Annotated in this window: 23 protein-coding genes; 15 read left to right on the top strand and 8 right to left on the bottom strand. The window is 46.5% G+C overall.

Translation table 11 applies throughout. From position 1 onward, the window contains the following. The first annotated feature begins 4 nt into the window (after positions 1-4). The 4 genes from LJ740_RS00555 to LJ740_RS00540 all read left to right on the top strand — a co-directional run bounded on the left by LJ740_RS00555 (position 5) and on the right by LJ740_RS00540 (position 4917). Complete coding sequence (locus LJ740_RS00555; protein ID WP_229528014.1) at positions 5-1318, top strand: ABC transporter permease; 1314 nt, start codon at positions 5-7, stop codon at positions 1316-1318. Positions 1319-1328: 10 nt separating this feature from the next. After that, on the top strand, positions 1329-2558 hold the full coding sequence (locus tag LJ740_RS00550; RefSeq protein ID WP_229527094.1) for an ABC transporter permease: 1230 nt from the start codon (positions 1329-1331) through the stop codon (positions 2556-2558). Between the two features lie 267 nt (positions 2559-2825). Continuing rightward, positions 2826-3488: a hypothetical protein gene (locus LJ740_RS00545; protein ID WP_229527092.1), complete on the top strand. Its 663-nt coding sequence runs from the start codon at positions 2826-2828 to the stop codon at positions 3486-3488. Between the two features lie 253 nt (positions 3489-3741). Continuing rightward, positions 3742-4917, top strand: a complete 1176-nt coding sequence (locus LJ740_RS00540; protein WP_229527090.1) for a hydroxymethylglutaryl-CoA reductase — start codon at positions 3742-3744, stop codon at positions 4915-4917. Between the two features lie 63 nt (positions 4918-4980). On the opposite strand, the gene LJ740_RS00535 is transcribed toward LJ740_RS00540, so the two are convergent. The 6 genes from LJ740_RS00535 to LJ740_RS00510 all read right to left on the bottom strand — a co-directional run bounded on the left by LJ740_RS00535 (position 4981) and on the right by LJ740_RS00510 (position 11770). Then, positions 4981-5643, bottom strand: coding sequence for an SDR family oxidoreductase (locus LJ740_RS00535; RefSeq protein WP_229527089.1), 663 nt, complete (start codon positions 5641-5643; stop codon positions 4981-4983). Positions 5644-5653: 10 nt separating this feature from the next. Next, positions 5654-6412, bottom strand: coding sequence for a 3-deoxy-manno-octulosonate cytidylyltransferase (gene kdsB / locus LJ740_RS00530; protein WP_229527088.1), 759 nt, complete (start codon positions 6410-6412; stop codon positions 5654-5656). A gap of 8 nt (positions 6413-6420) precedes the next feature. Beyond that, positions 6421-6615, bottom strand: coding sequence for a Trm112 family protein (locus LJ740_RS00525; protein WP_267498120.1), 195 nt, complete (start codon positions 6613-6615; stop codon positions 6421-6423). 32 nt (positions 6616-6647) lie between these two features. Then, entirely contained in the window at positions 6648-7619 is a 972-nt protein-coding gene (lpxK, locus tag LJ740_RS00520; RefSeq protein ID WP_229527087.1) for a tetraacyldisaccharide 4'-kinase, read from the bottom strand. After that, positions 7619-9367 carry a lipid A export permease/ATP-binding protein MsbA gene (gene msbA / locus LJ740_RS00515; RefSeq protein WP_229527085.1) on the bottom strand — a complete coding sequence of 583 codons (1749 nt, stop codon included), beginning with the start codon at positions 9365-9367 and terminating at the stop codon, positions 7619-7621. The genes lpxK and msbA overlap by 1 nt, the downstream gene beginning before the upstream one ends. 117 nt (positions 9368-9484) lie before the next feature. Then, complete coding sequence (locus LJ740_RS00510; protein WP_229527075.1) at positions 9485-11770, bottom strand: DNA internalization-related competence protein ComEC/Rec2; 2286 nt, start codon at positions 11768-11770, stop codon at positions 9485-9487. Positions 11771-11826: 56 nt separating this feature from the next. Between LJ740_RS00510 and LJ740_RS00505 the strand changes: the two genes are divergently transcribed. From LJ740_RS00505 to LJ740_RS00455, 11 genes are all read left to right on the top strand, one after another. After that, positions 11827-12360 carry a DUF2062 domain-containing protein gene (locus LJ740_RS00505; protein ID WP_229527070.1) on the top strand — a complete coding sequence of 178 codons (534 nt, stop codon included), beginning with the start codon at positions 11827-11829 and terminating at the stop codon, positions 12358-12360. A 176-nt stretch (positions 12361-12536) separates the two neighbouring features. After that, positions 12537-13214 (top strand): GntR family transcriptional regulator, encoded by a 678-nt coding sequence (locus LJ740_RS00500; RefSeq protein WP_229527069.1) that lies wholly within the window; start codon positions 12537-12539, stop codon positions 13212-13214. 2 nt (positions 13215-13216) lie between these two features. Then, positions 13217-14095: a methylisocitrate lyase gene (gene prpB / locus LJ740_RS00495; protein ID WP_229527068.1), complete on the top strand. Its 879-nt coding sequence runs from the start codon at positions 13217-13219 to the stop codon at positions 14093-14095. Between the two features lie 98 nt (positions 14096-14193). Further along, positions 14194-15315: a bifunctional 2-methylcitrate synthase/citrate synthase gene (gene prpC / locus LJ740_RS00490; protein ID WP_229527066.1), complete on the top strand. Its 1122-nt coding sequence runs from the start codon at positions 14194-14196 to the stop codon at positions 15313-15315. A 66-nt stretch (positions 15316-15381) separates the two neighbouring features. Further along, on the top strand, positions 15382-17976 hold the full coding sequence (gene acnD, locus LJ740_RS00485; protein WP_229527064.1) for a Fe/S-dependent 2-methylisocitrate dehydratase AcnD: 2595 nt from the start codon (positions 15382-15384) through the stop codon (positions 17974-17976). A gap of 54 nt (positions 17977-18030) precedes the next feature. Next, positions 18031-19215 (top strand): 2-methylaconitate cis-trans isomerase PrpF, encoded by a 1185-nt coding sequence (gene prpF, locus LJ740_RS00480; protein WP_229527062.1) that lies wholly within the window; start codon positions 18031-18033, stop codon positions 19213-19215. A gap of 331 nt (positions 19216-19546) precedes the next feature. Beyond that, positions 19547-20665 carry a pyridoxal-phosphate-dependent aminotransferase family protein gene (locus tag LJ740_RS00475; RefSeq protein ID WP_229527060.1) on the top strand — a complete coding sequence of 373 codons (1119 nt, stop codon included), beginning with the start codon at positions 19547-19549 and terminating at the stop codon, positions 20663-20665. A gap of 209 nt (positions 20666-20874) precedes the next feature. Beyond that, positions 20875-21738 carry a hypothetical protein gene (locus LJ740_RS00470; protein WP_229527059.1) on the top strand — a complete coding sequence of 288 codons (864 nt, stop codon included), beginning with the start codon at positions 20875-20877 and terminating at the stop codon, positions 21736-21738. A gap of 76 nt (positions 21739-21814) precedes the next feature. Next, the gene (locus LJ740_RS00465) at positions 21815-22156 is read left to right on the top strand and encodes a gamma-glutamylcyclotransferase family protein (RefSeq protein ID WP_229527058.1); all 342 of its coding nucleotides are present in this window, start codon (positions 21815-21817) and stop codon (positions 22154-22156) included. A gap of 40 nt (positions 22157-22196) precedes the next feature. After that, on the top strand, positions 22197-22583 hold the full coding sequence (locus LJ740_RS00460) for a cupin domain-containing protein (RefSeq protein ID WP_229527057.1): 387 nt from the start codon (positions 22197-22199) through the stop codon (positions 22581-22583). A gap of 183 nt (positions 22584-22766) precedes the next feature. Continuing rightward, a complete protein-coding gene (locus tag LJ740_RS00455; RefSeq protein ID WP_229527056.1) occupies positions 22767-23108 on the top strand; it encodes a Fis family transcriptional regulator in 342 nt (113 codons plus the stop codon). A 33-nt stretch (positions 23109-23141) separates the two neighbouring features. Here the strand turns inward: LJ740_RS00455 and tmk are convergent, their stop codons facing one another. Together tmk and recA are read right to left on the bottom strand one after the other, a co-directional pair. Continuing rightward, positions 23142-23807: a dTMP kinase gene (tmk, locus tag LJ740_RS00450; RefSeq protein ID WP_229527050.1), complete on the bottom strand. Its 666-nt coding sequence runs from the start codon at positions 23805-23807 to the stop codon at positions 23142-23144. Positions 23808-24082: 275 nt separating this feature from the next. Next, the gene (gene recA / locus LJ740_RS00445; RefSeq protein WP_229527048.1) at positions 24083-25117 is read right to left on the bottom strand and encodes a recombinase RecA; all 1035 of its coding nucleotides are present in this window, start codon (positions 25115-25117) and stop codon (positions 24083-24085) included. Positions 25118-25311 lie beyond the last annotated feature (194 nt).

Below are 25311 nucleotides of genomic sequence, written 5' to 3'. Positions count from 1 at the left end.
AGCCATGATGAGTTATTACCTAAGGTTGGCGTTTATCAGTATGCGCCGCAATCCGGTGTTAAGTAGTTTGATGGTGTTGGCTATTGCATTAGGTATCGGTGCCTGCATGACCACCATCACAGTAAATTACCTGATGTCCAACAACCCGATAAAACACAAAAGTGACGTGCTGTTTCACGTGCAATTGGACAACTGGGGGCCTTTTGAGGCTGCCGTAGACCCTAATGATCCCCCATATCAACTCACCTGGACCGATGCCACCAACTTGCAGCAAGCCCAACAGGGCATTCGCCAGGCAGCAATGGCAAAATCAGGCGGTGTTGTAGAGCCCGCCGATCCGAACATTAAGCCATTTCAGGCGGGATACCGCCTCACCTACAGCGATTTCTTTAGTATGTTCGACGTGCCCTTTTTATATGGTTCAGCGTGGGATAAACAAGCTGACGAAAATGCCCGGCACCTGGTGGTCCTTACCAAAGAGATAAACGAAACCCTGTTTGGCGGTAAAAACTCTGTGGGTCAAAGCGTTACCTTATCCGGTGAAGTGTTTACCATTGTCGGTGTCATTGCTGAATGGCACCCCATTCCAAAGTTTTACGATCTCAACAATGATGACTTTGGGCGTCCTTCGGAACTATTTATCCCATTACAGTTAAAACGCACAATGAAACTGCCCAGTTGGGGGAATGTTAATTGTTGGAAGTCTCCCGATGAAGAAGGCTTCGAAGGATTTTTAAACTCAGAATGTGTCAATTTTCAGTTTTGGGTGGAGTTAGACAATCCTGCTGAGCGAAGCGATTATGCGCTGTTTTTAGACAACTATGTCAACAGTCAAAAAGAACTGGGCCGCTTCCCTCGCCCACTCAACAATCGATTAAACAATGTTCAACAGTGGCTGGAATACAATGAGGTTGTTGCCGACGACGCGCAAATAATGATGTGGTTGTCGCTGATGTTTTTAGCCGTTTGTTTACTCAATACCATTGGACTTATGCTTTCTAAATTTATGGGCAAATCCAGTGAAATAGGCCTACGCCGCGCTGTCGGTGCGACAAAAGGTGATTTATTTATTCAGCACACGGTTGAAACCGCCTGCATTGGTGTCGCAGGTGGTTTATTGGGACTAGGTTTTTCCTTTTTTGGATTGCAGGGACTGAGAGCCCTTTATGGTGAATTTGCCCACAAACTCACCAGCTTAGACATGAATATGGCAATTTTAGCGGTTGTGATTGCCCTGGTCTCCACCATATTAGCGGGTTTGTATCCCACCTGGCGCGCCTGTTCAATCGCTCCGGCCAGTCAACTTAAAAGTCAGTAGGGAGATAACAATGAACGCATCTCTGGAATTAGGCCCAATTTTTCGCACTTTATTGCGCAATAAAATGGGAGCCTTGTTGATAGCACTGCAAATCGCAGTCACCATGACCATCGTGGTCAATGCCATATTTATCATCGATGAACGCGAAGCACTGATGGCCCGCGTCAGCGGCGTGGATGAAGCCGACAGTTTTTATGTTAACAGTAACGGTTTTGCCAGTGATTTTGACAACCCAAATACCATTCAGGAAGATCTGCGCCAAATCAGAGCATTGCCATCAGTACGCAATGTAACCACCATTAATGCCATACCGATCAGCGGTGGTGGCTGGTCGATGAGTCTTCAAACCGAAGCGGGTGAAGGCAAGGATGATGTCGCTACAGCCGTGTATATGGTTGACCATCATGGCCTGGAAGCTCTGGATGTTCAGTTACTGGCCGGGCAAAACTTTACTGAACAGGAATTGCGTTATCGCGATGGCAGTGAGGAAGGTTGGCCACAAAACATCATCATCACCCAGGCTCTTGCAAATGACCTGTTTCCCGACACCGCTATCGATGAAGTCATAGGTAAAACAACTTACATTAACAACGATGAACCCATGCAAATCATCGGAGTCATTGATGCATTGCAGGCCCCCTGGATTGGTTGGGAACAACTGGAAAACACCATGTTGTCGCCGGAATATTTCGCATTTAATAACTCAACCACTTACTTTGTCAGGGCACAAGATGGCATGCGGGATCAGGCGATGCGCGCAGTAGAAGAGTATCTGGCTCAGCGGGCCAATGAACGGCTTGTCAGAGGAATGGAGTCCTTTGAGAATGTAAGAAATGAGAGCTATGGATTCCACGCAGCAATGATCAAAATTCTCACCATCGTCATGGCAACACTGGTGTTGATCACAGGAATGGGCATTGTCGGTTTAGCGAGTTTTAACGTCAACAAACGCAAGAAACAAATTGGCACTCGCAGAGCACTTGGCGCAACACAATGGCAAATCGTACGCTATTTTATGCTGGAAAACTTTATGATCACCAGTATCGGCGTTTTGACCGGTGCAGCGTTGAGTATCGGACTTAACATTCTGCTGGTGAACTTTTTTGAATTAAACCGCATCAGTTGGTATTACATCCCGATTGGAATGCTGTGCCTGTGGGTACTGGGACAATTGGCCGTACTGGGCCCGGCTAAAAAAGCGGCAAACATTCCGCCCGCAATGGCCACCAGAACGGTCTGAACAGGTACTGCGTGATCATCAACAGCAGACGCATTGTAGCCTTGATGATCACGCTCTTGTCAAAAGATGCACTTATACGCCCATATTGATCAAATTATCGCCACTTAATACCTGATTGTTCAGCTATATACTAAAGCAGTATGTCTTTCTGACATAAAAACCAGGATACTTACGCCAGACACAGCTGACAGCAGTTGGCCAAGACAAACCTCTACGACACTATTACGAAAGACGATGGTGTGTTCCGCAATTAAGGGTGCATTCTGAATGACAAAGTTTGCCGCGATATTCCTGTTTTTATGTTTAAGTCAGGCCAGTTTCGCCAACGACAAGCAGCCTCCTCCCCCGCTGGACCCGGCTTATATGGGAAGCTATAACATGGTACTGGTTAGCATGGGCACAACCTTGTTCGCGTACCCGATGCCAGGTTACGAGAAACCTCATAACCAACAATTGCTCTACAAAATCAACACTAAAACTCCTTCAGTCCGTTTTCTGGTAAGGGATGCTGATTTGGTTACGGCAAAAACCCAACCTTTTAACCTGCAACGTCTGCTCAGAGGCGAAAAGTTGGAAGTGGTTATGGATATTTACATGGGGCACTTTGATCGCGGTGGTATGAAAGTGCATGAGCAAGCCGTTATTGCATTCGATGAACAGTTGTATCTGAGAAACTTTGATGAAATTAAACCGTCCAGCATCCGACAGGTTTACGACAAGGTCAAAGTCGGTACCAACGAATTTATATTAGTACACAGACTGCAGCAGCCGCCCACGTTCGATAACCTGATCTTGTTTGACGATATGGTAAGTTGCGTAACTGAATTTAGTACGCCCTCTGCGACGCCTACTATTCCACAACTGTTCAGTCGACTGACGCTTTGTGGTCCGATGAAACCTTTGTATTACGAAACAGAAACTTACCGATAAAAACTAAAGTAAAACAAAGGGCCAGTCGGCCCTTTTTAGTTTTACGACTGCCCCGCTCCACTGCCTATACTTTGCAGGCAATACTTCTGGTATCGGTATCCGCCTAAAACGAATATGTCGTTTCTGTGAAATTTCCCGTTCCTGATTGGAAATCACAGATCAATACTTGTGGTCAGACCAGTTACATGATTTACTAAGCCTGATGTCAAAAAAATCACCCTTAATAAAATCATTAAAACAGGACACACAAAAAATGAGAGATGATATTCGAATTCCGCGTAGTAAAGAGAACGATTACACACCGGAAATGGCAGCTGAGCGACGCAAGTTTATTGAAGCAAAAACCGGCGAGCCCATGACCTTAACCGGTCAGTACACTATTGATACCGGAGTACTGCCAGGTAATATCGAAAACTTCATTGGTATTTGTCAGATGCCGGTTGGCGTCGCAGGACCAATGAGAATTAATGGTGAAGATGCACAGGGTGACTTTTACATCCCGTTGGCAACAACTGAAGGCACCTTGGTTGCCAGTTATTCCCGCGGAATGCGGGTGATCACAGAAAGTGGCGGTGTAACCACGACCGTAGTTGAACAGTATATGCAACGGGCACCGGCATTTCTGTTTGACAATGCCCGCGAAGCCAGGGCTTTTGGCGAATGGGTAAAAGAAAACTTTGACAGCATCAAGACTGCAGCAGAAACGACCACAAGTATCGGTAAGCTGAAGCATATTCACCAGTGGTCAGTGGCCAAATCCCGGTATCTGCGTTTTAACTACACCACTGGCGACGCGGCCGGTCAGAACATGGTTGGCAAAGCCACGCTGATGGCCTGCGAATGGATTAAGCACAATTATCCAGGCGGTGCCAACTACCTGTTGTCCGGAAACATGGACACCGACAAAAAACACTCCCACCTGAACATGCTGCATTCACGTGGTAAACGGGTAATCGCTGAATTAACAGTGAAAAAAGAAGTCCTTAAGGCCATCATGGGTGTAGATACAAAAATGTTGGCCAAAGCCACTGTACTGGCAAATACCGGTGCGTTAATGGCGGGCGCGGCATACAACGGTCCACATGCGGCGAATGGCATTGCCTCCTTGTTTATCGCAACGGGTCAGGATGAGGCCAATGTCGTAGAGTCTCATGCGGGTTTATTCACCCATGAATTGCTGGACAATGGCGATATTTATCTCGCAGTGACATTACCTTCATTGATCTGTGCAACCTTTGGTGGTGGAACCGGTTTGCCCACGCAAAGAGAGTGTTTAAACATGTTGGGCTGTGTGGGTAAAGGCAAAGCTAACAAGTTCGCGGAAATAGTGGCCGCCACCGTGCTTGCAGGTGATATTTCTTTGGGTTGTGCAGTCATCGCAGGTGACTGGGTGTCCAGCCATGATCAGTTAGGGCGGAATCGCGGTTAATCCAGCCTGGCTCCATAAAACTAAGGGCGTTGCACAGCGCCCTTCTCTGTGACATGCCACCCACTACCAGGGCAAAACTTCACCATTGGCGTGCCAGAATGTGCCACTGTTATCCATATTCAATTCATCCATACGGGTTACCAGTCGTTGTGCTGACTCGTTGGCAGGCACTTCTCCGCGAAAATCCACCATGCCCGTCTGAACATATCCCGGATGCAAAACCGCAACGGCAACATTGCGCGGTTTAAGATCAAGGGACAGCGATACTGCAGCAGCGTTTAGTGCCGCTTTAGACATTCGATAACCGTATCGGCCACCACTGCCGTTATCCCCCATCGAGCCCATACGGCTGGTGATGATACCTACTTTAGCGTTGGCGTTCAGATTATCCAGTAACAAATCTGTCAGCACCAAAGGCGCCACAGCATTCACTCTGAATTGCTGTTCAATGGTAGCGACGTCAATATGATTCAAACTTTCGTCACGCAAAATGCCTGCATTGTGAATGAGTATATCAATACCAACACCGTGCAATGGATGAATCATACCTGACAAACCCTGCACATCTGAGAGTTCAACGCCATCAATGATATTCGCTTCGGTAGCATCCAACGCTTCACTGGACTGACGACATATAGCCCATACTGTACAGCCGCGTGCCTTGTAAATTCGGGTAAGTTCTAAGCCAATGCCACGATTAGCTCCGGTAATAACAACATTTACCATGTAATACTCCCTAATGTTCTTTTAATGCTCTTTGCAGGTCGTCCGGTGTATCAATGCCAGGCGGTGGTGTGCACCGGGCCTGCTCTACGTGAATCGCATACCCATGCCAGAGCACTCTGAGTTGCTCCAGAGACTCAATGTGCTCCAAAGGAGATACATCGAGTTCAATGTACTGTTTGATGAATGCAGCGCTGTAGGCATAAATCCCAATATGGCGCTGATAAAAATCGCCAATATCTTTAATGTCAGATGGTTTTACGCCCAAAAATCGGCTTCTGTCATACGGAATAGTCGCCCGACTAAAATACAGAGCATTCCCGTTTGCATCTGTGACAACCTTGACCGCATTACCATTAAATGCCTCATCAATATCATCGATTTTCACTGACAAGGTAGCCATTTTTGCCTGCTGATTTTGCGCCAGATTTTTAGCGACCTGCACTATATTTTCAGCGGGAATAAAGGGTTCATCCCCCTGTACATTGACAATAATTTCTTCATCCGGCAGTGCCAACAATTGCACCACCTCAGCCAATCTTTCAGTGCCGCTGTCATGATCAGCCCGGGTCATACAGACTTGTCCACCAAAGCCCTCGACAACCTCTTTTATACGCTGATCATCCGTTGCCACAATCACCCGTCTGGCCCCGGACTGCTCCGCCTTTTCATAAACCCATTGCACCATAGGTTTGCCATTGATATCCACCAGTGGTTTGCCAGGAAATCGGCTTGACTGGTATCGGGCAGGAATAATTACTGTAAATTCCATAGTTAAACTCAGGAAATTGAATTCAGATCTTCAAGTGTCAAGGTGCGGGCTTCTGACTCCAGCATTACCGGGATATTATCTCTTACCGGAAAGGCCAACTTATCAAATTTACAAACCAATTCTTCAGATTCTCGCACATAAATTACTTTCCCTTTACACAAGGGGCAAACCAAAATATCGCTTAATTTTGGATCGATAGGCATCGTATTGTCCTTCCCATATCAGCCATCAGGCGTTAACTATAATGTCTAAGTTTACTCAAAAAGTCCTGATTGAACTTCTCGGTTAATTTTGCACTTACCGGTAAATACCACCATGACTCCCGTGCAAATCCGGCACATTTCACGGCATCTTTTTCGGTCATCAGCACAGTACCTTGCGGAATATCAGACGCTTTAAAATGATAATGATCCGGAAACGCCTGGGTACTTTCAAGCTTTATACCTTTGCTGTGCAACAATTCGAAAAAGCGTTGCGGGTTGCCAATCCCGGCAATTGCCGACACCGCGCCCGTTATTTGGTTCAAAGGCCGGGTTTGCCCTTTAAATTTAACATTAACTAATTGTCCGGGTTCCAACGACATCAGGTATTCGTCTTTTTTCAATTTACCACCGTTCAACACGATAAAATCAACCTGCTGAAGTCGCCATTTGCCTTCTCTTAATGGACCTGCGGGCAGCAACAGACCATTGCCCTCCCTTCTCTGACCGTCAACAACGGCTATTTCAATGTCTCTGGCCAGGCGATAATGCTGTAAGCCGTCGTCACTGATCACAATATTGCATTTGTACTGTTTCACCAACGCGTCTGCGCCCCGAACCCGGTTGGGGTCCACCACAACCGGGCAATTGACTCTTTGTCTGATAAACAGTGGTTCATCACCACAATGTGCCGGATCGGAATTGGTTTGTACCTGCATTGGATAGGATGCAGCCTTACCGCCATAGCCCCTTGAAACGATACCCGGGCGATAGCCTTGCTGCTTTAAAAAGTTACTGAGATAAATCACCAATGGCGTTTTGCCATTACCACCGACATTGATATTACCGACAACCACTACGGGTACGTCTAATTTGTGGCTTTTCAGGATATCACTGCCATAGGCCTTTCTTCTGCAAGTACTGATCAGCCAAAACAACAGACTCAGTGGCAACAATAACAAGGACCAGCTGAATGGTTTGTACCAGGAGGCTTGCAAACGACTCATTAAGCACCTTCGGTAAATTGCATTCGGTGTAATTGTGCGTACATCCCATTATTGTCCAGCAATTGTTTGTGTTTACCTTGTTCGACAATTTCACCCTTGTTGATCACCAAAATCTGATCGGCATTTTCAATGGTGGATAATCTGTGGGCCACAACAATACTGGTGCGTTCTTTTTGCAGGGTTTCCAATGCTTCCTGAATATAACGCTCCGACTCAGTATCCAGTGCCGACGTCGCTTCATCCAGTATTAAGATGGGAGCATCTTTAAGAACAGCACGGGCAATTGCGATGCGTTGACGCTGCCCGCCAGAAAGCATCAGGCCATTTTCACCGACAAAAGTATCGAGTCCATGCTCTAATTCCTGGGCGAACTCCAACACATGGGCAACTTTAGCAGCATGCACAATTTGCTCACGAGTAACCACGCCTTCCATTCCATAGGCAATATTATTAGCAATCGTGTCGTTGAAAAGTGTCACCTGCTGCGATACTACAGCGATTTGGTTTCTCAGTGCGCGTAATTCAATATCTGCCAGGGGTAATCCGTCCAGCCTGATCTCACCTGACTGAGGTTGATAAAAACGTGTCAGCAAATTTGAAATCGTGGATTTACCGCTGCCCGAGCGCCCTACTAAGGCCACTGTCTCCCCTTTGGGAACGCTAAAAGAAATATGTTTTAACACCTGTTCGCCCTGAGGATCATAAGCAAAACAAACCTCGTCAAACTCCAAATTACCCTCTACCCGCTGCGGCTTTTTAACGCCGGTGTTTTCTTCTTCCTGCTGGTCAAGGATCATAAAAATACTTTCACAGGCCGCCATGCCCTTTTGAAATTCACTGTTAACGGTAGTGAGTTGCTTTAATGGTTTTAATAACATTGTCATACTGACCACCACCGAGGTGAAAACCCCGGCTGTCAGGTTATCAACCATGCCAGGCATACTGGAAATAAACAGAACAACTGCCAATGCAAACGACGCGATAACCTGAATGCTGGACACCGACAGAATTCGGGACACCACCAGTTTCATGTTTTGCTGGCGATTGTGGTTGTTCCTGTCTTGAAAACGGTTTTGTTCTTTTTCCTGCCCATCAAACATCAACACCACTTTATGACCTTTCAGGACCTGCTCAACAGAGGTGGTCAGGTTACCCATGGATTTTTGGATGTTTTTGCTCACCATGCGAAATCGCTTGCTGACATATGCCACAATCAAAGCCACAACAGGCCCGATAACCAAAAACGCCAGGCTTAATTGCCAGGATTTATAAAACATAATAGCTAACAGGCCCAGCACTAAGGCGCCTTCTCGCACCAAAGTTAACAGGGCTTTACCTGCTGCCACCGATACCTGCTCGGTATCGTAAATTACTTTAGAAATTAACTGACCGGTTGAATGCTGATCATGAAACGAAACAGGTAAATGCACGAAACGGGAAAACAGTTCCTGACGCATCTGCATGACCACCATATTGCCAATCCAGGACAAGGTGTAGGTTCCCATAAAATTAAACACCCCGCGTAATATGAAAAGCGGGACGATCAAATAGGCAGCAATGCGTAAATAATCGAGATCCCCCTGTACCAGGCTTTTGTCTATGGCGTGTTCCAGTTGAGAGATAACAAAAACATCGATCAGGGAGTAACCAATCATCCCCGTGATAGCGGCAACAAAGGGTAATTTAAAGCGCTTTAAATAAACGCAAAAACGAGCGAATACCGCTCCGTTATATTCAGTTTGATTCATTAAAAAATTTCAGTGTTAAACAAAGCAAAGTGTAAGCTTATGAATTCTGTACGAATAACAGGCTCTAGTGTAGCCGTTCAGCCATCAAATTACAGCATACTTACGCCAATATTGACCTCAATCCCGTAAATACCACCTGGGATGTTCATCATTTCGCCAGGATAATACCTGCGGCCCTTGTGATGTATAAAAACGCACAGACAGCTGCCCCAGTTGAGCGGTGTTATACACACTGGCGCCAATCTTGTGATAACGTTTTTTTACAATATCCGCGGGCATTCGCCACCGATTCATAAAACCAGAAGATACCAGCACATATTGGGGCGATACAGCTAAAACAAAAGCACCGGATGAAGAAGATTTGCTGCCGTGATGGGGAGCCAAAACTACATCAGCGCGCAAATCTATCTTACCCTGGCGATGCCAGTCAGCGAGCAATGCCTCAACTTTTGCTTCGATGTCACCTGGTAACAATAATCGGTGTTTGCCATCATCCAGCATGACAACACAGGACTGGTTATTATCAGCCTTTAACAATTCAGGAAAATTGAAATCGGGCCACAAGACTTCGAAATGAATACCTTGCCAATGCCAGTTCATGCCACGCCGACAATCGCCTTTTTTCACGATAAGCTCTGAAACGCTGTAATCTCGCAAAATGGCTGGTAATCCACCAATGTGATCGTTGTCACTATGACTGATAATTAATTTATCAAGTTGCCGTATTTTTGCCTTGTCCAATACCGGGTTTATCACCGCCTGTGCCATACTAAATCCATCGGGAAAACTGGCGCCGGTATCGTAAAGAACTGCCCTGCCATTGCGGCGTAACAGTACCGCAAGGCCATTGCCGACATCCAGGATATCCGCCTGCCAATAGGGGTGGTTCGCTATTTTAAACTCGGAAAGTGATGGCAACAAAAATAACAAAAAAAGAGGTTTAGGGATAACAACTCGGGGCATTAACAGCGCAACGACAAACAATAAGAGAAACAGAACCGAAGCAGGCTGACTTAGTGAGACGTTGAACCAATGTACCGGCAACGCTATCAACTGAGTCAACAGTTGTTCACAGCCACTAAACAGTTCCAGACTTAAAGCCATAAGCCACGGCGCTAACTCCGGTACTAAAATGATAGCCAACGTCGCCATCAGGCTGACCGGCAACAGAACTAAGGTGACAAAGGGAATGGCCAGTAAATTAATGACCGGCGCAATCACGCTCACCCCCTGAAACATCCATATTAAACCCGGCAGCATGAGTACGCTTATTCCTAATTGCAACTTCACGAAGTAACCGGCTTTAGTGATAACCCCTTTGCCCCGCAGTGGAAATCGCCAGAATAAAAACCATAGAATCACAATGGCTGAAAAACTCAGCCAGAAACTAAAACTAAAAAGACTCAAAGGAAACAGCACAATAAACAGCGCCAGGCTGGTCAGGATAAAGCGTCTGGCAGGCCAGTGGATACCGGTAACCACCAAATACCACGCTAGTAACAGCATTAGCCAGGCTCTGAGGGTTGGTACGGCAAAATCAGCGAGATACAAATAAGCAAAACTGACAATAAGACTGACAGTAAGCCCAAATACACGGATGTTTGAAATAACATGGCGTGCCAGCAGTGCATTCCACAGGGTACACAAGGCACAACACAACAGATAACTCCACAATGCAACCATGCCCAGATGCATGCCTGAAATGGCGACAAGATGGGCTGTGCCGGTTTCCTGCAACAACGTCCAGTCCTCAGATTGCAATAGCCCGCGGAACCCGATGGCAAGCGCCAGCAACCAGCGAATTTCGGGCCGTTCATACTGCAGCAGTTCATCGGTAATCTGTTGGCGCAACGTAACCCTGCTGTCCTGAATAAGATTTAGCTCAGACGATTTCACATATCCTGTTGCAACAATACTTTCGGCAAATAACCAGGTTTGGTAATTAAATCCGGCTTCATTACTCAGCCCCCAACGAGGTTTCAACTTCACATGAAGTTGCACCTGTTGACCGTCTTTTAGCGGCAGCGATGGCTGCAACCAACTTAGTCGAATTTTTATCGGGCGAAGCGTCGCGATCGGTTTGCGGTTTCCTTCAGAGCTAAAAAAATGTGTCGCCAGCAGATCGAACTTCAGATTATTTCCCGGCACTAAAACTGTCCCAATTTCGCCAATAAGCGTTACGGGCTGCAAAAATAGTGCTTGTTTGGGTTGCGTATAGTTTACCCAATGGCCTAAACTCAGCATCCATAAAACACCGAAACAACAACCGGACAGCGAAGTTGACTTTCTCAACAATGCGATTCCCAGCAGTAACAACACCAAGATAGTCCAGACTGGCAACAAGCCTGGCCAAACTAATGAAGTTGCACTGGCGGTAATAAAAGAGAAAAGAAACCTGTCCATAGTATTGTGAATGTCTCATTATGTAGCAGCATCCCACTGCAAAAGCCGTAACATATATGCCAAAAAAGTTAATCAAACGATTTTTACCTGATCACCAATCCATCAGAGAGCAAAAGGCGCTCAAAGTGTTTGGTAAGCTATTACACGATGCAAATCTTTGGCATTTAAATCGTAAATCAGCCTGTGGTGCTTTTGGTATTGGCTTGTTTTTCGCATTTTGGCCGGTGCCCTTTCAGATGTGGCTGGCGGCTGCATTGTCTATTCCTCTCAGAGTTAACCTGCCGGTATCGGTAGCCACGGTTTGGATCACCAACCCGTTTACCATGCCCCCGATATTTTACGGCGCATATAAAGTCGGTACTTTCATTATTGGGACACCGGCTAGCAAATTTGAGTTCGAACCCACCTGGCAATGGGTCGTCAACAGCATGGAAACTATTGGCCCGGCGTTTTTATTAGGTTGTTTTGTTTGTGCCGTGGTTTTCGGACTTATCGGCTACTTCGGGCTTAACTATGTCTGGCGTTTCTCTGTGAAAAAAGCCTGGCAACAGCGTCAAATCGCCCGTCAGCAGCGAAAGTTAGCGCCCTGACACATCAAATGAACCAGGTTTATTAATATAAGCCGACACAACTGAACATGGTTCAGCTATTAACTGCCACCTCAACCTCACACAAATTGTCGACAATAAACCCAGTTTCGATTTGACTATTGTGTATTTCCCTCTAAAATTGTCGACATTATTAATTAAACGTTCGTGTGATTTTAATGTTTTCAGCCGCTTCGATGCCGGTTACTACCGCAGACAAGACATTTTTAAGTATCCGCAATGATATTGTGGAAGGTGTCATCGTAGCAGGCTCAAAGTTGAGCGAAACCGAATTGTCGACAAAGTATGGTGTCAGTCGCGCTGTTATTCGGGAAGCAATAAACCGCCTTGAAGCCAATCACCTCATCGAGCGCAAAGCCAACATTGGCGCTAAAGTTGTCACCCTGTCCCCTGAAGGTTTATCGGAACTCTATCAAATCCGGGAGTCACTGGAAGGCATGGCTGCAAGATTGGCAGCCAGAAATATGACAGATGAAGAGATTGTCAGCCTGAATGAACTATTGACGAGTCATTTCGATAAAGTAAAAACAGGCGAGCGCTATTATCAGGAAGCCGGTGATCTGGATTTTCATTACCGCATTATTATAGGTAGTAAAAACAAGCAGCTTATCAGCCTGCTAAGTAATGGTATTTATCACCTGGTCAGAATGTACCGGGTGCAACTGGGCATGGCAGGCCCACGTGTTACCACTGCGTATGACGAGCACAAAAACATTATTCAGGCCATCAGTCACCGTGACGAAGAATTAGCTGAGATTCTGATGCGCCGCCATATTGATTATTCAAGACAAAATATCGCGAGAAAACTTTCCTCGGTAAACCCTACAGGAGTCTAATTATGAGTGCAGGAAAAAAATTCAGACAAGCGCTGGCTGACAACAAGCCATTACAAATCGTCGGCACTATTAACGCCTACAGTGCCATTATGGCGAAGAAAATTGGCCATCAGGCCATTTACCTTTCCGGTGGTGGTGTTGCCAACGCATCATACGGTTTACCTGATCTGGGCATGACCTCCTTAAATGACGTTATTGCTGACGTGCAACGCATCACTGCTGCCTGCGACTTGCCGCTATTGGTGGATATCGACACCGGTTGGGGTGGCGCCTTTAACATTGCCAAAACCATCAAAGATATGGAAAAAGCCGGTGCTGCGGCAGTGCACATGGAAGATCAGGTAGCGCAAAAACGCTGTGGACACCGACCCAATAAAGAGATTGTCAGCACCGATGAAATGGTCGACCGCATCAAAGCGGCAGTAGATGCCCGTACAGACCCAGACTTTTTCATCATGGCCCGTACTGATGCGTTTGCTCAGGAAGGACTGGATGCAGCGATAGCCCGCGCAAAAGCCTATGTTGCAGCCGGTGCAGATGGCATTTTCGCTGAAGCAGTGCAAACAGAAGAACACTATCGCGCCTTCGCTGAAGCACTGGATGTGCCTATTTTGGCTAACATCACCGAGTTTGGAAAAACCGAATTGTGGAACAAAGAACAGTTAGGCGAATGGGGAGCCGATATGGTGCTTTATCCATTAAGTGCCTTCCGCGCCATGAACAAGGCTGCGGAATTGGTGTATACCTCAATTCTGCAAAACGGTGATCAGAAAGCTGTCGTTGACCAAATGCAAACCCGTATGGATTTATACGATTATTTGGGCTACCACGAATACGAACAAAAATTAGATGCCCTGTTTGCTGAAGGCAAAAATAAATAAAACGGCTTTCAAGAACATATCCTGTGTCGGGCGATTGCCCGACAATAAATCAAATTAACGACTAAAATTACAATACCCTATTTTAAGGAGACCCTCCGATGGCAAAAGTACTCAGTGGCGCTGGATTGCGTGGACAAGTAGCAGGTAAAACCGCTCTTTCAACCGTTGGTAAAAGCGGTTCCGGATTAACCTACCGCGGTTACGATGTAAAAGATCTGGCAAACCAATGTCAGTTTGAAGAAGTCGCCCACCTGATCTTAAAAGGTCATTTACCGAATCAAACTGAACTTGACGCATACAAAGTTAAACTTAAAGCCATGCGTGGTCTGCCTCTGGCTTTAAAAGAAGTGCTGGAACGCATTCCGGCTGACGCCCACCCAATGGATGTATTGCGCACCGGTTGCTCAATGCTGGGGAATCTGGAAGGCGAAGCCGATTTTGATATGCAGCAAGATGTCACTGACCGTATGCTGGCCTGTTTCCCAAGCATCATGTGTTACTGGTATCGCTTTTCTCACGACGGCGTACGCATTGACGTGGAAACTGATGATGACTCTATCGGTGCACATTTCCTGCACATGTTACACGGTAAAAAGCCTGCTGAACTGCACGAGCAGGTTATGCACGTTTCATTAATTCTTTATGCAGAACACGAATTCAACGCATCCACATTCACCGCCCGGGTGTGTGCATCCACGCTGTCTGACATGCACTCTTGTGTGACCGGTGCTATCGGCTCACTGCGTGGCCCGCTGCACGGTGGCGCGAATGAAGCCGCTATGGAAATGATTGAAAGCTTTACCTCTGCCGATCATGCCGAACAAGAAATGATGGGCAAATTAGCCCGCAAAGAAAAAATTATGGGCTTTGGTCACGCCATCTATTCTGAATCTGACCCGCGCAATGAGATCATTAAATTATGGTCTGAGAAATTAGCCAAAGAAGTGGGTGACGACGTTTTGTACCCGGTTTCTGTGCGCTGCGAAGAAGTCATGTGGCGAGAGAAAAAACTATTCTGTAATGCCGATTTCTTCCATGCTTCAGCCTATAATTTCATGGGTATTCCAACCAAACTCTTTACGCCAATTTTTGTGATGTCTCGCCTGACAGGCTGGGCTGCACACGTAATGGAACAGCGCGCAGACAATCGCATAATTCGTCCTTCAGCTGAATACACTGGCGAGGACTTACGCGCGGTTACACCAATTGCTGAACGATAAACAATCCTTTGGGGGGTAAGCCCCCTTTTCGGCACTTATCGTTAACTCAATTTAGGTAGAATGAAGATGAACTTTGATCACCGCAAACCGCTTCCCGGCAGTAAACTGGATTATTTTGATACGCGTCAAGCCGTCGAGTCCATCAAAGCCGGTAGTTATGACAAACTCCCCTACACCTCCAAAGTACTGGCAGAAAATCTGGTGCGACGTTGTGCACCGGAAAAACTAACCGCCTCATTAACCCAAATAATAGAACGCAAACGCGAACTGGACTTTCCATGGTTTCCGGCGCGTGTGGTTTGCCATGATATTTTAGGCCAGACGGCACTGGTGGATCTGGCAGGCCTGCGAGACGCTATTGCCGAACAAGGTGGCGACCCGGCCAAAGTAAACCCTGTGGTGCCGACACAGTTGATCGTGGATCATTCGCTGGCGGTTGAACACGCCGGCTATGAAGCTGACGCGTTCGATAAAAACCGTGCCATTGAAGAACGTCGTAACGAAGACCGTTTCCACTTTATCAACTGGACTAAAACGGCTTTTAAAAACGTGGATGTTATCCCGCCAGGCAATGGCATCATGCATCAGATAAATCTTGAGCGCATGTCACCGGTTATTCAGGCCCGAGACGGTGTTGCCTTTCCTGATACTTTAGTGGGTACAGACAGTCACACCCCACATGTTGATGCACTGGGTGTTATTGCCATTGGTGTAGGTGGTTTAGAAGCAGAAAACGTAATGCTGGGCCGTGCCTCTTACATGCGTTTACCAGATATCGTAGGTGTTGAACTCACTGGCAAACCGCAACCGGGCATCACTGCCACTGATATCGTATTAGCGCTGACTGAATTTTTGCGTAAAGAACGTGTTGTATCGGCGTATCTGGAGTTCTTCGGTGAAGGCGCCAGCCACCTGACCCTTGGCGACAGAGCGACCATTTCCAATATGACGCCGGAATACGGCGCTACCGCAGCCATGTTTTACATTGATCAGCAAACCATCGATTACCTGAAATTAACAGGCCGAGACGATGAGCAAATTCAACTGGTTGAAAACTATGCCAAAACCACCGGATTGTGGGCCGATGAGATGGTCAATGCTGAATATGAGCGCGTACTTAAATTTGATCTTTCGTCTGTTGGACGCAACATGGCCGGTCCATCCAATCCGCATCGTCGTGTAGCGACAGCTGATCTTGCCAGCCAGGGGATTGCCGGCGTTGTCGAAAATGAACCCGATAAAATGCCTGATGGCGCAGTTATCATTGCTGCAATTACCAGTTGCACCAACACCAGTAATCCGCGCAATGTTATCGCTGCAGGCTTACTGGCACGAAATGCCAATGCTAAAGGACTGGTGAGAAAACCCTGGGTTAAGTCGTCACTGGCACCGGGTTCCAAAGCGGTAAAACTATATCTGGAAGAAGCCAACTTATTGCCTGAACTGGAGCAACTAGGCTTTGGTGTTGTGGCTTTTGCCTGTACTACCTGTAACGGCATGAGCGGCGCGCTGGACCCTAAAATTCAAAAAGAAATCATCGATCGTGACCTCTATGCAACAGCGGTTTTATCCGGCAATCGCAACTTTGATGGCCGAATTCACCCCTACGCCAAGCAGGCATTTCTGGCATCACCACCATTAGTAGTGGCCTATGCCATTGCCGGAACAATACGTTTCGATATCGAAAAGGACGTGCTTGGCCATGACCAGCAAGGTAACCCGGTTACTTTGAAAGACCTTTGGCCAAGCGATGAAGAAATAGACGCCATTGTTGCTTCCAGCGTTAAACCCGAACATTTCCGTCAGGTTTATGATCCCATGTTTGAACTGAGTGTGGACTATGGTGAGAAAACGGAACCGCTTTATGACTGGCGTCCTCAGAGTACCTACATCCGCCGTCCGCCATACTGGGAAGGCGCTCTTGCAGGAGAGCGCACTATGACCGGTATGCGTCCATTGGCAGTATTAGGCGATAACATCACTACCGATCACTTGTCTCCTTCTAACGCCATTATGGCGGATAGTGCCGCTGGTGAATATCTGGCCAAAATGGGCTTACCCGAAGAGGACTTTAACTCTTATGCGACGCACCGAGGCGATCACCTCACCGCGCAAAGAGCTACGTTTGCCAATCCGAAGCTATTTAATGAGATGGTGGTAGAAAATGGCGAAGTAAAACAGGGCTCACTGGCCAGAATCGAACCAGAAGGCAAGATTACCCGCATGTGGGAAGCAATCGAAACCTACATGGAACGCAAACAACCACTGATCATTGTCGCTGGTGCGGACTATGGCCAAGGTTCTTCGCGCGACTGGGCGGCTAAAGGCGTCCGTCTGGCAGGCGTTGAAGTTATCGTGGCTGAAGGCTTTGAGCGTATCCACCGTACTAATCTGATTGGCATGGGTGTATTACCACTGGAGTTTCAGCCAGGCACGACACGCAATACCCTGGGTATTGATGGTACCGAAACCTTTGACGTTAAAGGCGACAAAGCACCAGGCGCGACGCTCACCCTGGTAATCCATCGCGCTAACGGCGTCCTGGTAGAGGTGCCGGTGACCTGTCGTCTGGACACTGCAGAAGAAGTCTCCATATATGATGCTGGCGGTGTATTGCAACGCTTTGCCAAAGACTTTTTGGCCTCTGAAGGCGCAGCCTGAGAGATTAAAATTTAAAAGCGACACACTGTGTCGCTTTTCTTTTGAAGGTTTTTTATGACTCAATTTAAACCCCAAATCAAAATTCCCGCGACCTACATGCGTGGCGGCACCAGTAAAGGTATGTTCTTCAATTTGTTGGACCTGCCCGAATACGCTCAGGTACCAGGTGAAGCCAGAGACAAGCTGTTATTGCGGGTGATCGGTAGTCCCGATCCTTACGCCAAACACACAGATGGCATGGGCGGTGCCACGTCCAGCACCAGCAAAACCGTTATACTGAGCAAGAGTGAAAAACCAGAGCACGATGTGGATTATCTGTTTGGTCAGGTGGCCATTGATAAGCCTTTTATCGACTGGTCTGGTAATTGCGGTAACTTAACGGCAGCCGTTGGGGCATTCGCTATAAGTAACAATCTGGTAAACAAAGACCGCATCCCGGAAAATGGCATTGCGGTTGTGCGTATCTGGCAGGTGAATATCCAGAAAACCATTATCGCTCATATACCCATTACAAATGGTGAAGTTCAGGAAACGGGTGATTTTGAACTGGACGGTGTGACCTTTCCGGCGGCAGAAGTGAAAGTTGAATTTCTGGACCCTGCTGATGCTGATGGCGACATGTTCCCAACCGGAAACCTGGTAGACGAACTGACGGTACCCACAGAACTGGTTGCTTCCGGAAAGTTGCAAGCCACCTTGATCAATGCGGGGATTCCCACAGTATTTGTCAGAGCAGAAGATATTGGGTACAGCGGTTGTGAACTGCAGGATAGTATTAATAGCGATCTCAACGCCCTTGAACGATTTGAAACCTTGCGGGCAATCGGCGCAGTGAAAATGGGTTTAATTAAGGATGTATCCGAAGCAGCAGCCAGACAACATACCCCAAAAATAGCCTTTGTTGCTCCGGCCAGTGATTATTCCGCCAGCAGTGGTAAAACCGTCTCAGCGCAAGATATTGATTTGAATGTCAGGGCACTATCCATGGGTAAACTGCATCACGCCATGATGGGCACTGCAGCGGTTGCCATCGCTACTGCAGCTGCCATTCAGGGCACTCTGGTGAACGAAGCCGCAGGTGGGATTGAGCGAGAAGACGTAACCTTTGGCCATCCGTCAGGCACACTCAAAGTTGGCGCGAAGGCATCAAATACAGATGGTAAATGGTTGGCTGATAAGGCCATTATGAGCCGAAGTGCCCGCGTATTGATGGAAGGCTGGGTGCGCGTGCCTGAGTAAGTTACTTTTTTAAAAGTAGTTTCAAACTGTTTTAAGAAGGCGTCTGGCCCGTTCCAATATAAAAATTGTGTCAGGGCGCTGACGCCGACCAAAGGGGAAAGTGTTCCCTTTGGATTCCCGGCGCTCCCTGACACGAGAACTCATATCGTGTCCTAAAATATTCGACGTTGATACTTCCAAAGCTACCTGTCCAGCAAGCCCCTATCACCAAACAGAATACACAAAGAACCCGTCATAAATATAGTGAATAGCCTGTATTAGCAAATTAAACAGGTATTTTGTTAGCGTCATGTTAGGCTGGGACTATAAAAATTAAGGAGTGTATTACTCTATGGCAATTTCACATTTTTACCCCCCGAAAAGAACCTTAATGGGTCCTGGCCCTTCTGATGTCAGCCCACAAGTTTTGGCGGCACTGGCAAAACCCACCATTGGCCACCTTGATCCGCTATTTATTGGCTTAATGGAAGAAACTAAATCGTTACTACAATACGCCTTTCAGACAAAGAACGAATTTACCATAGCAGTTTCAGCACCGGGTTCTGCGGGTATGGAAACCTGTTTTGTAAATTTGGTGGAGCCTGGCGATAAAGTGATCGTTTGTATTAATGGCGTCTTTGGCCAGCGTATGAAGGAAAACGTTATCCGCTGTGGTGGTGAAGCCATTGTCATTGAGCAGGAATGGGGGCGCGCGGTTGATCCACAAACCGTAGAGGATTGCCTGAAAAACAATGCTGATGCGAAATTCCTGGCCTTTGTTCATGCAGAGACGTCTACAGGTGCCTTGTCAGATGCAAAAACACTGTGTCAGCTGGCTCACCAACATGGTTGTTTAACTATCGTGGATGCTGTCACCTCTCTGGGTGGCGTAGAGCTACGAGTCGATGACTGGGGAATTGATGCGATATATTCCGGTAGCCAAAAGTGCCTGTCCTGTGTACCCGGCATATCACCGGTAAGTTTAAGTGAGCAGGCGGTAGCTAAAATCAAAAACCGTCAGACTCCCGTACAAAGCTGGTTCCTGGATCAAACTTTGGTGATGGGCTACTGGTCTGGCGAAGGAAAACGAAGCTATCACCACACTGCCCCGGTGAACTCTATTTATGCCTTACACGAATCGCTATTGTTACTACAGCAAGAATCTTTGGAATCAGCCTGGCAACGACACCGTGACCAACACGAGGTGTTAAAAGCCGGATTATTGGATTTAGGTCTTGAGTTTGTCGTGCCAAAAGAAGAACGACTGCCACAACTCAATACAGTGCGTATCCCGCAAGGCGTAGATGATGCTCAGGTGCGCAAATACCTGTTGGAAGAATTCAACCTGGAAATTGGCGCTGGCTTGGGAGCATTTGCCGGTAACGCCTGGCGCATCGGCCTTATGGGTTATGCTGCCAGAAGCGAAAACGTACAACTTTGTCTGGCAGCACTGAAACAAGCCTTAAATTAAAACGGTTCCCACCAAGGGGTGAATTCTTATCGATGCAGCCCCTTTTTTTACTGTATTAACATCTGTAAACCGCAAGGTTATACACTTTCGATGTGATCCTTACCTTTTCTCTTCTTATGCTGTAATCCCGTGTTATTGGCTGCAATTCAATCTTGGTGTAACAATTCAGTAAACCTAACATTAAGATGGAATACAAAAAGATGAACCTAATGTCCATACAGCAATCAGTAGCAATTACCACTAAAACACTATTTACCCTTGCGCTGACGACATGCCTGATTTGGCACTCAGCCCAAACCCAGGCCCAGATTATTGAATCGTCCCAAAGTGGCATATTAAATGTTAACGTAGGGCGTTCACCGGCGATTGAAGATGTGCCGCAACCTGTTTCACTGTATGGCTGCAACAATACCGTGGTGGAAACCCAGGTGTTTTGGAATACGCAAAATCAGATATTGGGCGAAATACCCTATGGCTCAAGAATGTCTGATGCGGGTAAAGAGTACGTTGTCAGTAAATACTACATTGCCTCTCCACCGGCCTGGCGCACTACAAAGCAAATTGAAAACGCGGCAGCCAAAAAAGATGCACAACCCTTTATTGGCTTAGTTACGCCGGACAGTTTCACCTTTACCGGGATGAAACCAGCCCAGATTGTGAACTTTGATTATCGAATTTTAATGCCCACCTATCTTGAACACATACAGGTGGATTTCAACTGGTCAGAAGATGAAGTTCTTTCCTGCGCTGAACAAGGAGTTACTGCTATCCCAATCAATACAGCGTGTCCCAACTTTCCCTGGCGTGCCGGAGCGGAAGGAGCATCAGGAATCGGTCTGCTAAATACTGACGGAAGTACTGCATTCTTACCAACGCTAAAAAAAGACGAAGATCCGCTGCAATGTAGCGTCACATTGCTGAATGACATTATGCTGGATCATAAAGTGTTTTTTAGCACCGATGAGGGCTTAAAAGAGACAATCAACCTCACTCAGTACCACGCTGAGAAAAAAACCATGAATCTGGTCTGTGTTGAAAGGCTTCCAGATGACATTCCTGCTGGCTGTCGATGAGTTTTTAGTGTTGCTAAGCAGCGTTATGGGTTTACCATAAGCACTATTGCTTAATATCACTCATTGAAGTTGTGCTATGACAGAAAGACTTTTTGTTTATGGAACCTTATGCCCCGGCCGCCCTAACGCCCACTTGCTGGAAAACATTGGCGGCAGTTTTTCCAAAGCAACTGTGCGCGGTACCCTGCACGACCAGGGCTGGGGAGCAACCATGGGCTACCCGGCGGTCAAATTAAATCCGGAGGGTGATATTGTAAACGGCTATGTTTTCCAATCTGATAAGTTGCAGCAACACTGGCCAACACTTGATGAATTTGAAGGTGAGGCATACAAAAGAATAGCGACTTCAGCGTTGTTGGAGAACGGGGAAACAGTATCAGCCTGGTTATACAGTTTAAACCCGGAAATTCAGATATAAACTATAATTTAACCCCTGACTAAACTATTGGCGACTTCCAATGAAAACCACCAATCTGACTGAAAACTTTGTCGTCGTGAATCCTCATCAGGAGGCTACGATTGAATTGGCCGATGCAGGGTTATACGAACGACTGGATAATCAATACCAACAGTTTAAAGGTCATAGTCTGGTTGCAATGCACTCATTTGAAAGTGACTGGCCCAGTTGGGAAATCCACCCAAAAGGCGACGAAATTGTGGTACTAATGTCAGGCGAAATTACTATGATATTAAAGGAGAATGTCGGTGACCGGGCGGTTACTTTACGTCGCTCAGGAGACTTTGTTATTGTGCCTCGTGGGGTATGGCATACCGCTAAAACAGTCCAAAAGTCTCAGCTACTCTTTATTACTCCGGGTGAAGGTACTGAAAATAAAGTGTTCTGATACGATTGCAGAAATTGCTGCCGCTTTCCTTAAAAATGCCAACGAGTAACGCGCCTAATTCACGCTCCCCTGGGTGCGCCTGCGTGTAAAATTGCACCTCAAAGGTCAATACGCTCTAATAATCACATTAAAATACATGTACTTTATTAAACTATTGAGGTTTCACCTACTTGTGTAGATGCCATGCGTAAATCAGACAAAAAACGAGATAATCAACTTCGGTCGGAATTGACAGAGGTGTGCGAAGCGGTATTAGAAGATATTGCCGGATTTCAATGGCTAACACATCTTGTAAACTATTCTGATTTCCCTAACAGCCTGAAAGTGATTTGTGTTTTTGATACCAATGAAAGCCTGGATAACTATTTACTGTCGGGCAAAAACGATTTTATCCAGTCGCTTATCCATTCTGAACTCCAGAAGTTAAACATCAATCTTAAACCGCTCAGAAATCATATTTTGTTTGATACAGAAGAAAATTGTAAGCAACAGCACGACGGTAATTGGGCAAAGCGACTGACTTAACCGTTATCACATTATTTAACCGCAAACATAATTTTAAAGGGACTGCACTTTTTCCAGTAATTCTTGATTAATGGTGTCGATACTTCTGATTGCACCCTGCTCTACGCATGGAATGCGACACCACTGATTCTTTTGATTAAGATACTGATACACCTGATAAACCTTTTCAAGATAGCCGTGGGCTGCTTCATGAATATCTTCTTTTTCATCGGTGTAACTGCGCTGCTTTTTCTTTAGTACCAGCTCTTTTGATACCGACAACGGCACATCGAGAAAAAAGGTAATATCAGGTTTTGGCAAACCATTGACTTGATATTCCAATTCTTCCAACCAGTCAATAAATGCTGCGCGTTCATGCTCTGGAAACTTAGCCGCCTGATGGCCCATGTTTGATTCCACATAGCGGTCACAAATCACATAGTAGCCTGCATTCAGATCAGCGAGCAGGTTAGGCTTTTGTTCAAGTCGATCACTGGCAAACAACACCGATGCCAGTTTAGGGGGCACCTGATCGATGGAGCCAAATTCGCCGCGCAGGAAAGCCCCCACTTCACGCCCAAAAAAAGTTTGTTCATAAGCCGGAAAACTGTACATTTTTACTTTTTTGCCCAATTGATTGAGCTTTTCAATCAACAATTGACTTTGTGTACCCTTACCACTGCCATCAATACCTTCAATAGTGATTAGCTTTCCAGTCATGAATTTAACCTGTTTGTGCGCATTTGTTTGGTTTAACCAGGCGGTAAAGCACCTGATAAATTTCGAGGCGTAATAATGCCATTAACATTAAATTCTGTCAGTGTTAAATACCGAAGTTTTAATTAAGTGCATAAAAAAGGGGCAGCTACCAAAGTAACCGCCCCAGCAAATACCCTTGCGCTAACGAGGGGTTTTATTACGGAGACACAAAAATGTGTTCGGAATATTCGCTATAACAATGGCTTTCAGAGCCACATCACAGCGATAAATCTGATTTACAGCTCAGGTGCTTCCTCTTTGGTTTCGTCTGCCTTAGCTGTTTTTTTCAACAGTAACTCTTCGCGGAGTCGGGTTTCAAGCTCGTTGGCAATATCCAGGTTGTCTTTCAAAAACTGCACAACGTTGGCTTTACCTTGTCCGATACGATTGCCGTTGTAGCTGTACCAGGAACCCGCTTTTTCAACCATTTTTTGCTGCACACCCAAATCAATCAGCTCGGCTTCTTTGCTGATCCCCTCACCGTACATAATTTGGAATTCACATTGTTTAAATGGTGGTGCAACTTTATTCTTCACCACTTTAACCCGGGTTTCGTTACCTACTACTTCATCGCCCACTTTAACCGAACCGATGCGACGAATGTCCAGACGTACAGAGGCGTAGAACTTCAATGCATTACCACCAGTGGTCGTCTCTGGGTTGCCAAACATCACCCCGATCTTCATACGGATCTGGTTAATGAAGATACATAATGTGTTAGATTTTTTGATATTGGCGGTTAACTTACGCAGTGCCTGCGACATCAAACGCGCCTGCAAACCAACGTGGGAGTCACCCATCTCACCTTCAATTTCAGCTTTCGGTGTCAGCGCTGCCACAGAGTCCACGATAACCACATCAACGGCGCCGGAGCGAACCAACATGTCACAAATTTCCAGCGCTTGCTCACCGGTGTCTGGCTGCGACACTAATAACTCTTCAACGTTTACACCCAACTTAGCAGCGTAAACCGGATCCAACGCATGTTCTGCATCTACGAATGCACAGGTTTTACCTTTCTTCTGTGCTTCTGCAATCACCTGCAGTGTTAGTGTGGTTTTACCGGATGATTCCGGACCATAGATTTCCACCACTCGGCCACAAGGCAATCCGCCTATACCCAATGCAATATCAATCGACAGTGACCCTGTTGAAATAGATTCAATATCCATCGCCAGGTTATCACCAAGGCGCATAATAGTACCTTTACCGAATTGTTTTTCTATTTGTCCAAGTGCCGCAGACAGTGCGCGTGATTTATTGTCGTCCATTGTGAACCCCTTTTTTCATTATCGCCCTCAGATCACCGAGAGGCTGAAATTATCGATACCCGAACCGTTTACCAGTCAGAGTGTATTTTTTTCGTTAGCTTTAGGTAAGTATGATTGATGTTGCTATTGCAGGATTAGTACGCCGCCAGACAACTGTATACTCAACCAGTACTTACGAGCAAGTATACTGTATA

Source organism: Planctobacterium marinum (assembly GCF_020687805.1).
In the GTDB taxonomy this organism is placed as follows: domain Bacteria; phylum Pseudomonadota; class Gammaproteobacteria; order Enterobacterales; family Alteromonadaceae; genus Planctobacterium; species Planctobacterium marinum.
Note: the sequence above shows the minus strand (reverse complement) of the source record. Positions and strands in the feature narration are given on the sequence as shown.

What these genes read in the sequence shown, in the direction of transcription:
- LJ740_RS00555 (WP_229528014.1), top strand. Translation starts at nt 5, where the DNA reads ATGATGAGTTATTACCTAAGGTTGGCGTTTATCAGTATGCGCCGCAAT.
- LJ740_RS00550 (WP_229527094.1), top strand. Translation starts at nt 1,329, where the DNA reads ATGAACGCATCTCTGGAATTAGGCCCAATTTTTCGCACTTTATTGCGC.
- LJ740_RS00545 (WP_229527092.1), top strand. Translation starts at nt 2,826, where the DNA reads ATGACAAAGTTTGCCGCGATATTCCTGTTTTTATGTTTAAGTCAGGCC.
- LJ740_RS00540 (WP_229527090.1), top strand. Translation starts at nt 3,742, where the DNA reads ATGAGAGATGATATTCGAATTCCGCGTAGTAAAGAGAACGATTACACA.
- LJ740_RS00535 (WP_229527089.1), bottom strand. Translation starts at nt 5,643, where the DNA reads ATGGTAAATGTTGTTATTACCGGAGCTAATCGTGGCATTGGCTTAGAA.
- kdsB (WP_229527088.1), bottom strand. Translation starts at nt 6,412, where the DNA reads ATGGAATTTACAGTAATTATTCCTGCCCGATACCAGTCAAGCCGATTT.
- LJ740_RS00525 (WP_267498120.1), bottom strand. Translation starts at nt 6,615, where the DNA reads ATGCCTATCGATCCAAAATTAAGCGATATTTTGGTTTGCCCCTTGTGT.
- lpxK (WP_229527087.1), bottom strand. Translation starts at nt 7,619, where the DNA reads ATGAGTCGTTTGCAAGCCTCCTGGTACAAACCATTCAGCTGGTCCTTG.
- msbA (WP_229527085.1), bottom strand. Translation starts at nt 9,367, where the DNA reads ATGAATCAAACTGAATATAACGGAGCGGTATTCGCTCGTTTTTGCGTT.
- LJ740_RS00510 (WP_229527075.1), bottom strand. Translation starts at nt 11,770, where the DNA reads ATGGACAGGTTTCTTTTCTCTTTTATTACCGCCAGTGCAACTTCATTA.
- LJ740_RS00505 (WP_229527070.1), top strand. Translation starts at nt 11,827, where the DNA reads ATGCCAAAAAAGTTAATCAAACGATTTTTACCTGATCACCAATCCATC.
- LJ740_RS00500 (WP_229527069.1), top strand. Translation starts at nt 12,537, where the DNA reads ATGTTTTCAGCCGCTTCGATGCCGGTTACTACCGCAGACAAGACATTT.
- prpB (WP_229527068.1), top strand. Translation starts at nt 13,217, where the DNA reads ATGAGTGCAGGAAAAAAATTCAGACAAGCGCTGGCTGACAACAAGCCA.
- prpC (WP_229527066.1), top strand. Translation starts at nt 14,194, where the DNA reads ATGGCAAAAGTACTCAGTGGCGCTGGATTGCGTGGACAAGTAGCAGGT.
- acnD (WP_229527064.1), top strand. Translation starts at nt 15,382, where the DNA reads ATGAACTTTGATCACCGCAAACCGCTTCCCGGCAGTAAACTGGATTAT.
- prpF (WP_229527062.1), top strand. Translation starts at nt 18,031, where the DNA reads ATGACTCAATTTAAACCCCAAATCAAAATTCCCGCGACCTACATGCGT.
- LJ740_RS00475 (WP_229527060.1), top strand. Translation starts at nt 19,547, where the DNA reads ATGGCAATTTCACATTTTTACCCCCCGAAAAGAACCTTAATGGGTCCT.
- LJ740_RS00470 (WP_229527059.1), top strand. Translation starts at nt 20,875, where the DNA reads ATGTCCATACAGCAATCAGTAGCAATTACCACTAAAACACTATTTACC.
- LJ740_RS00465 (WP_229527058.1), top strand. Translation starts at nt 21,815, where the DNA reads ATGACAGAAAGACTTTTTGTTTATGGAACCTTATGCCCCGGCCGCCCT.
- LJ740_RS00460 (WP_229527057.1), top strand. Translation starts at nt 22,197, where the DNA reads ATGAAAACCACCAATCTGACTGAAAACTTTGTCGTCGTGAATCCTCAT.
- LJ740_RS00455 (WP_229527056.1), top strand. Translation starts at nt 22,767, where the DNA reads ATGCGTAAATCAGACAAAAAACGAGATAATCAACTTCGGTCGGAATTG.
- tmk (WP_229527050.1), bottom strand. Translation starts at nt 23,807, where the DNA reads ATGACTGGAAAGCTAATCACTATTGAAGGTATTGATGGCAGTGGTAAG.
- recA (WP_229527048.1), bottom strand. Translation starts at nt 25,117, where the DNA reads ATGGACGACAATAAATCACGCGCACTGTCTGCGGCACTTGGACAAATA.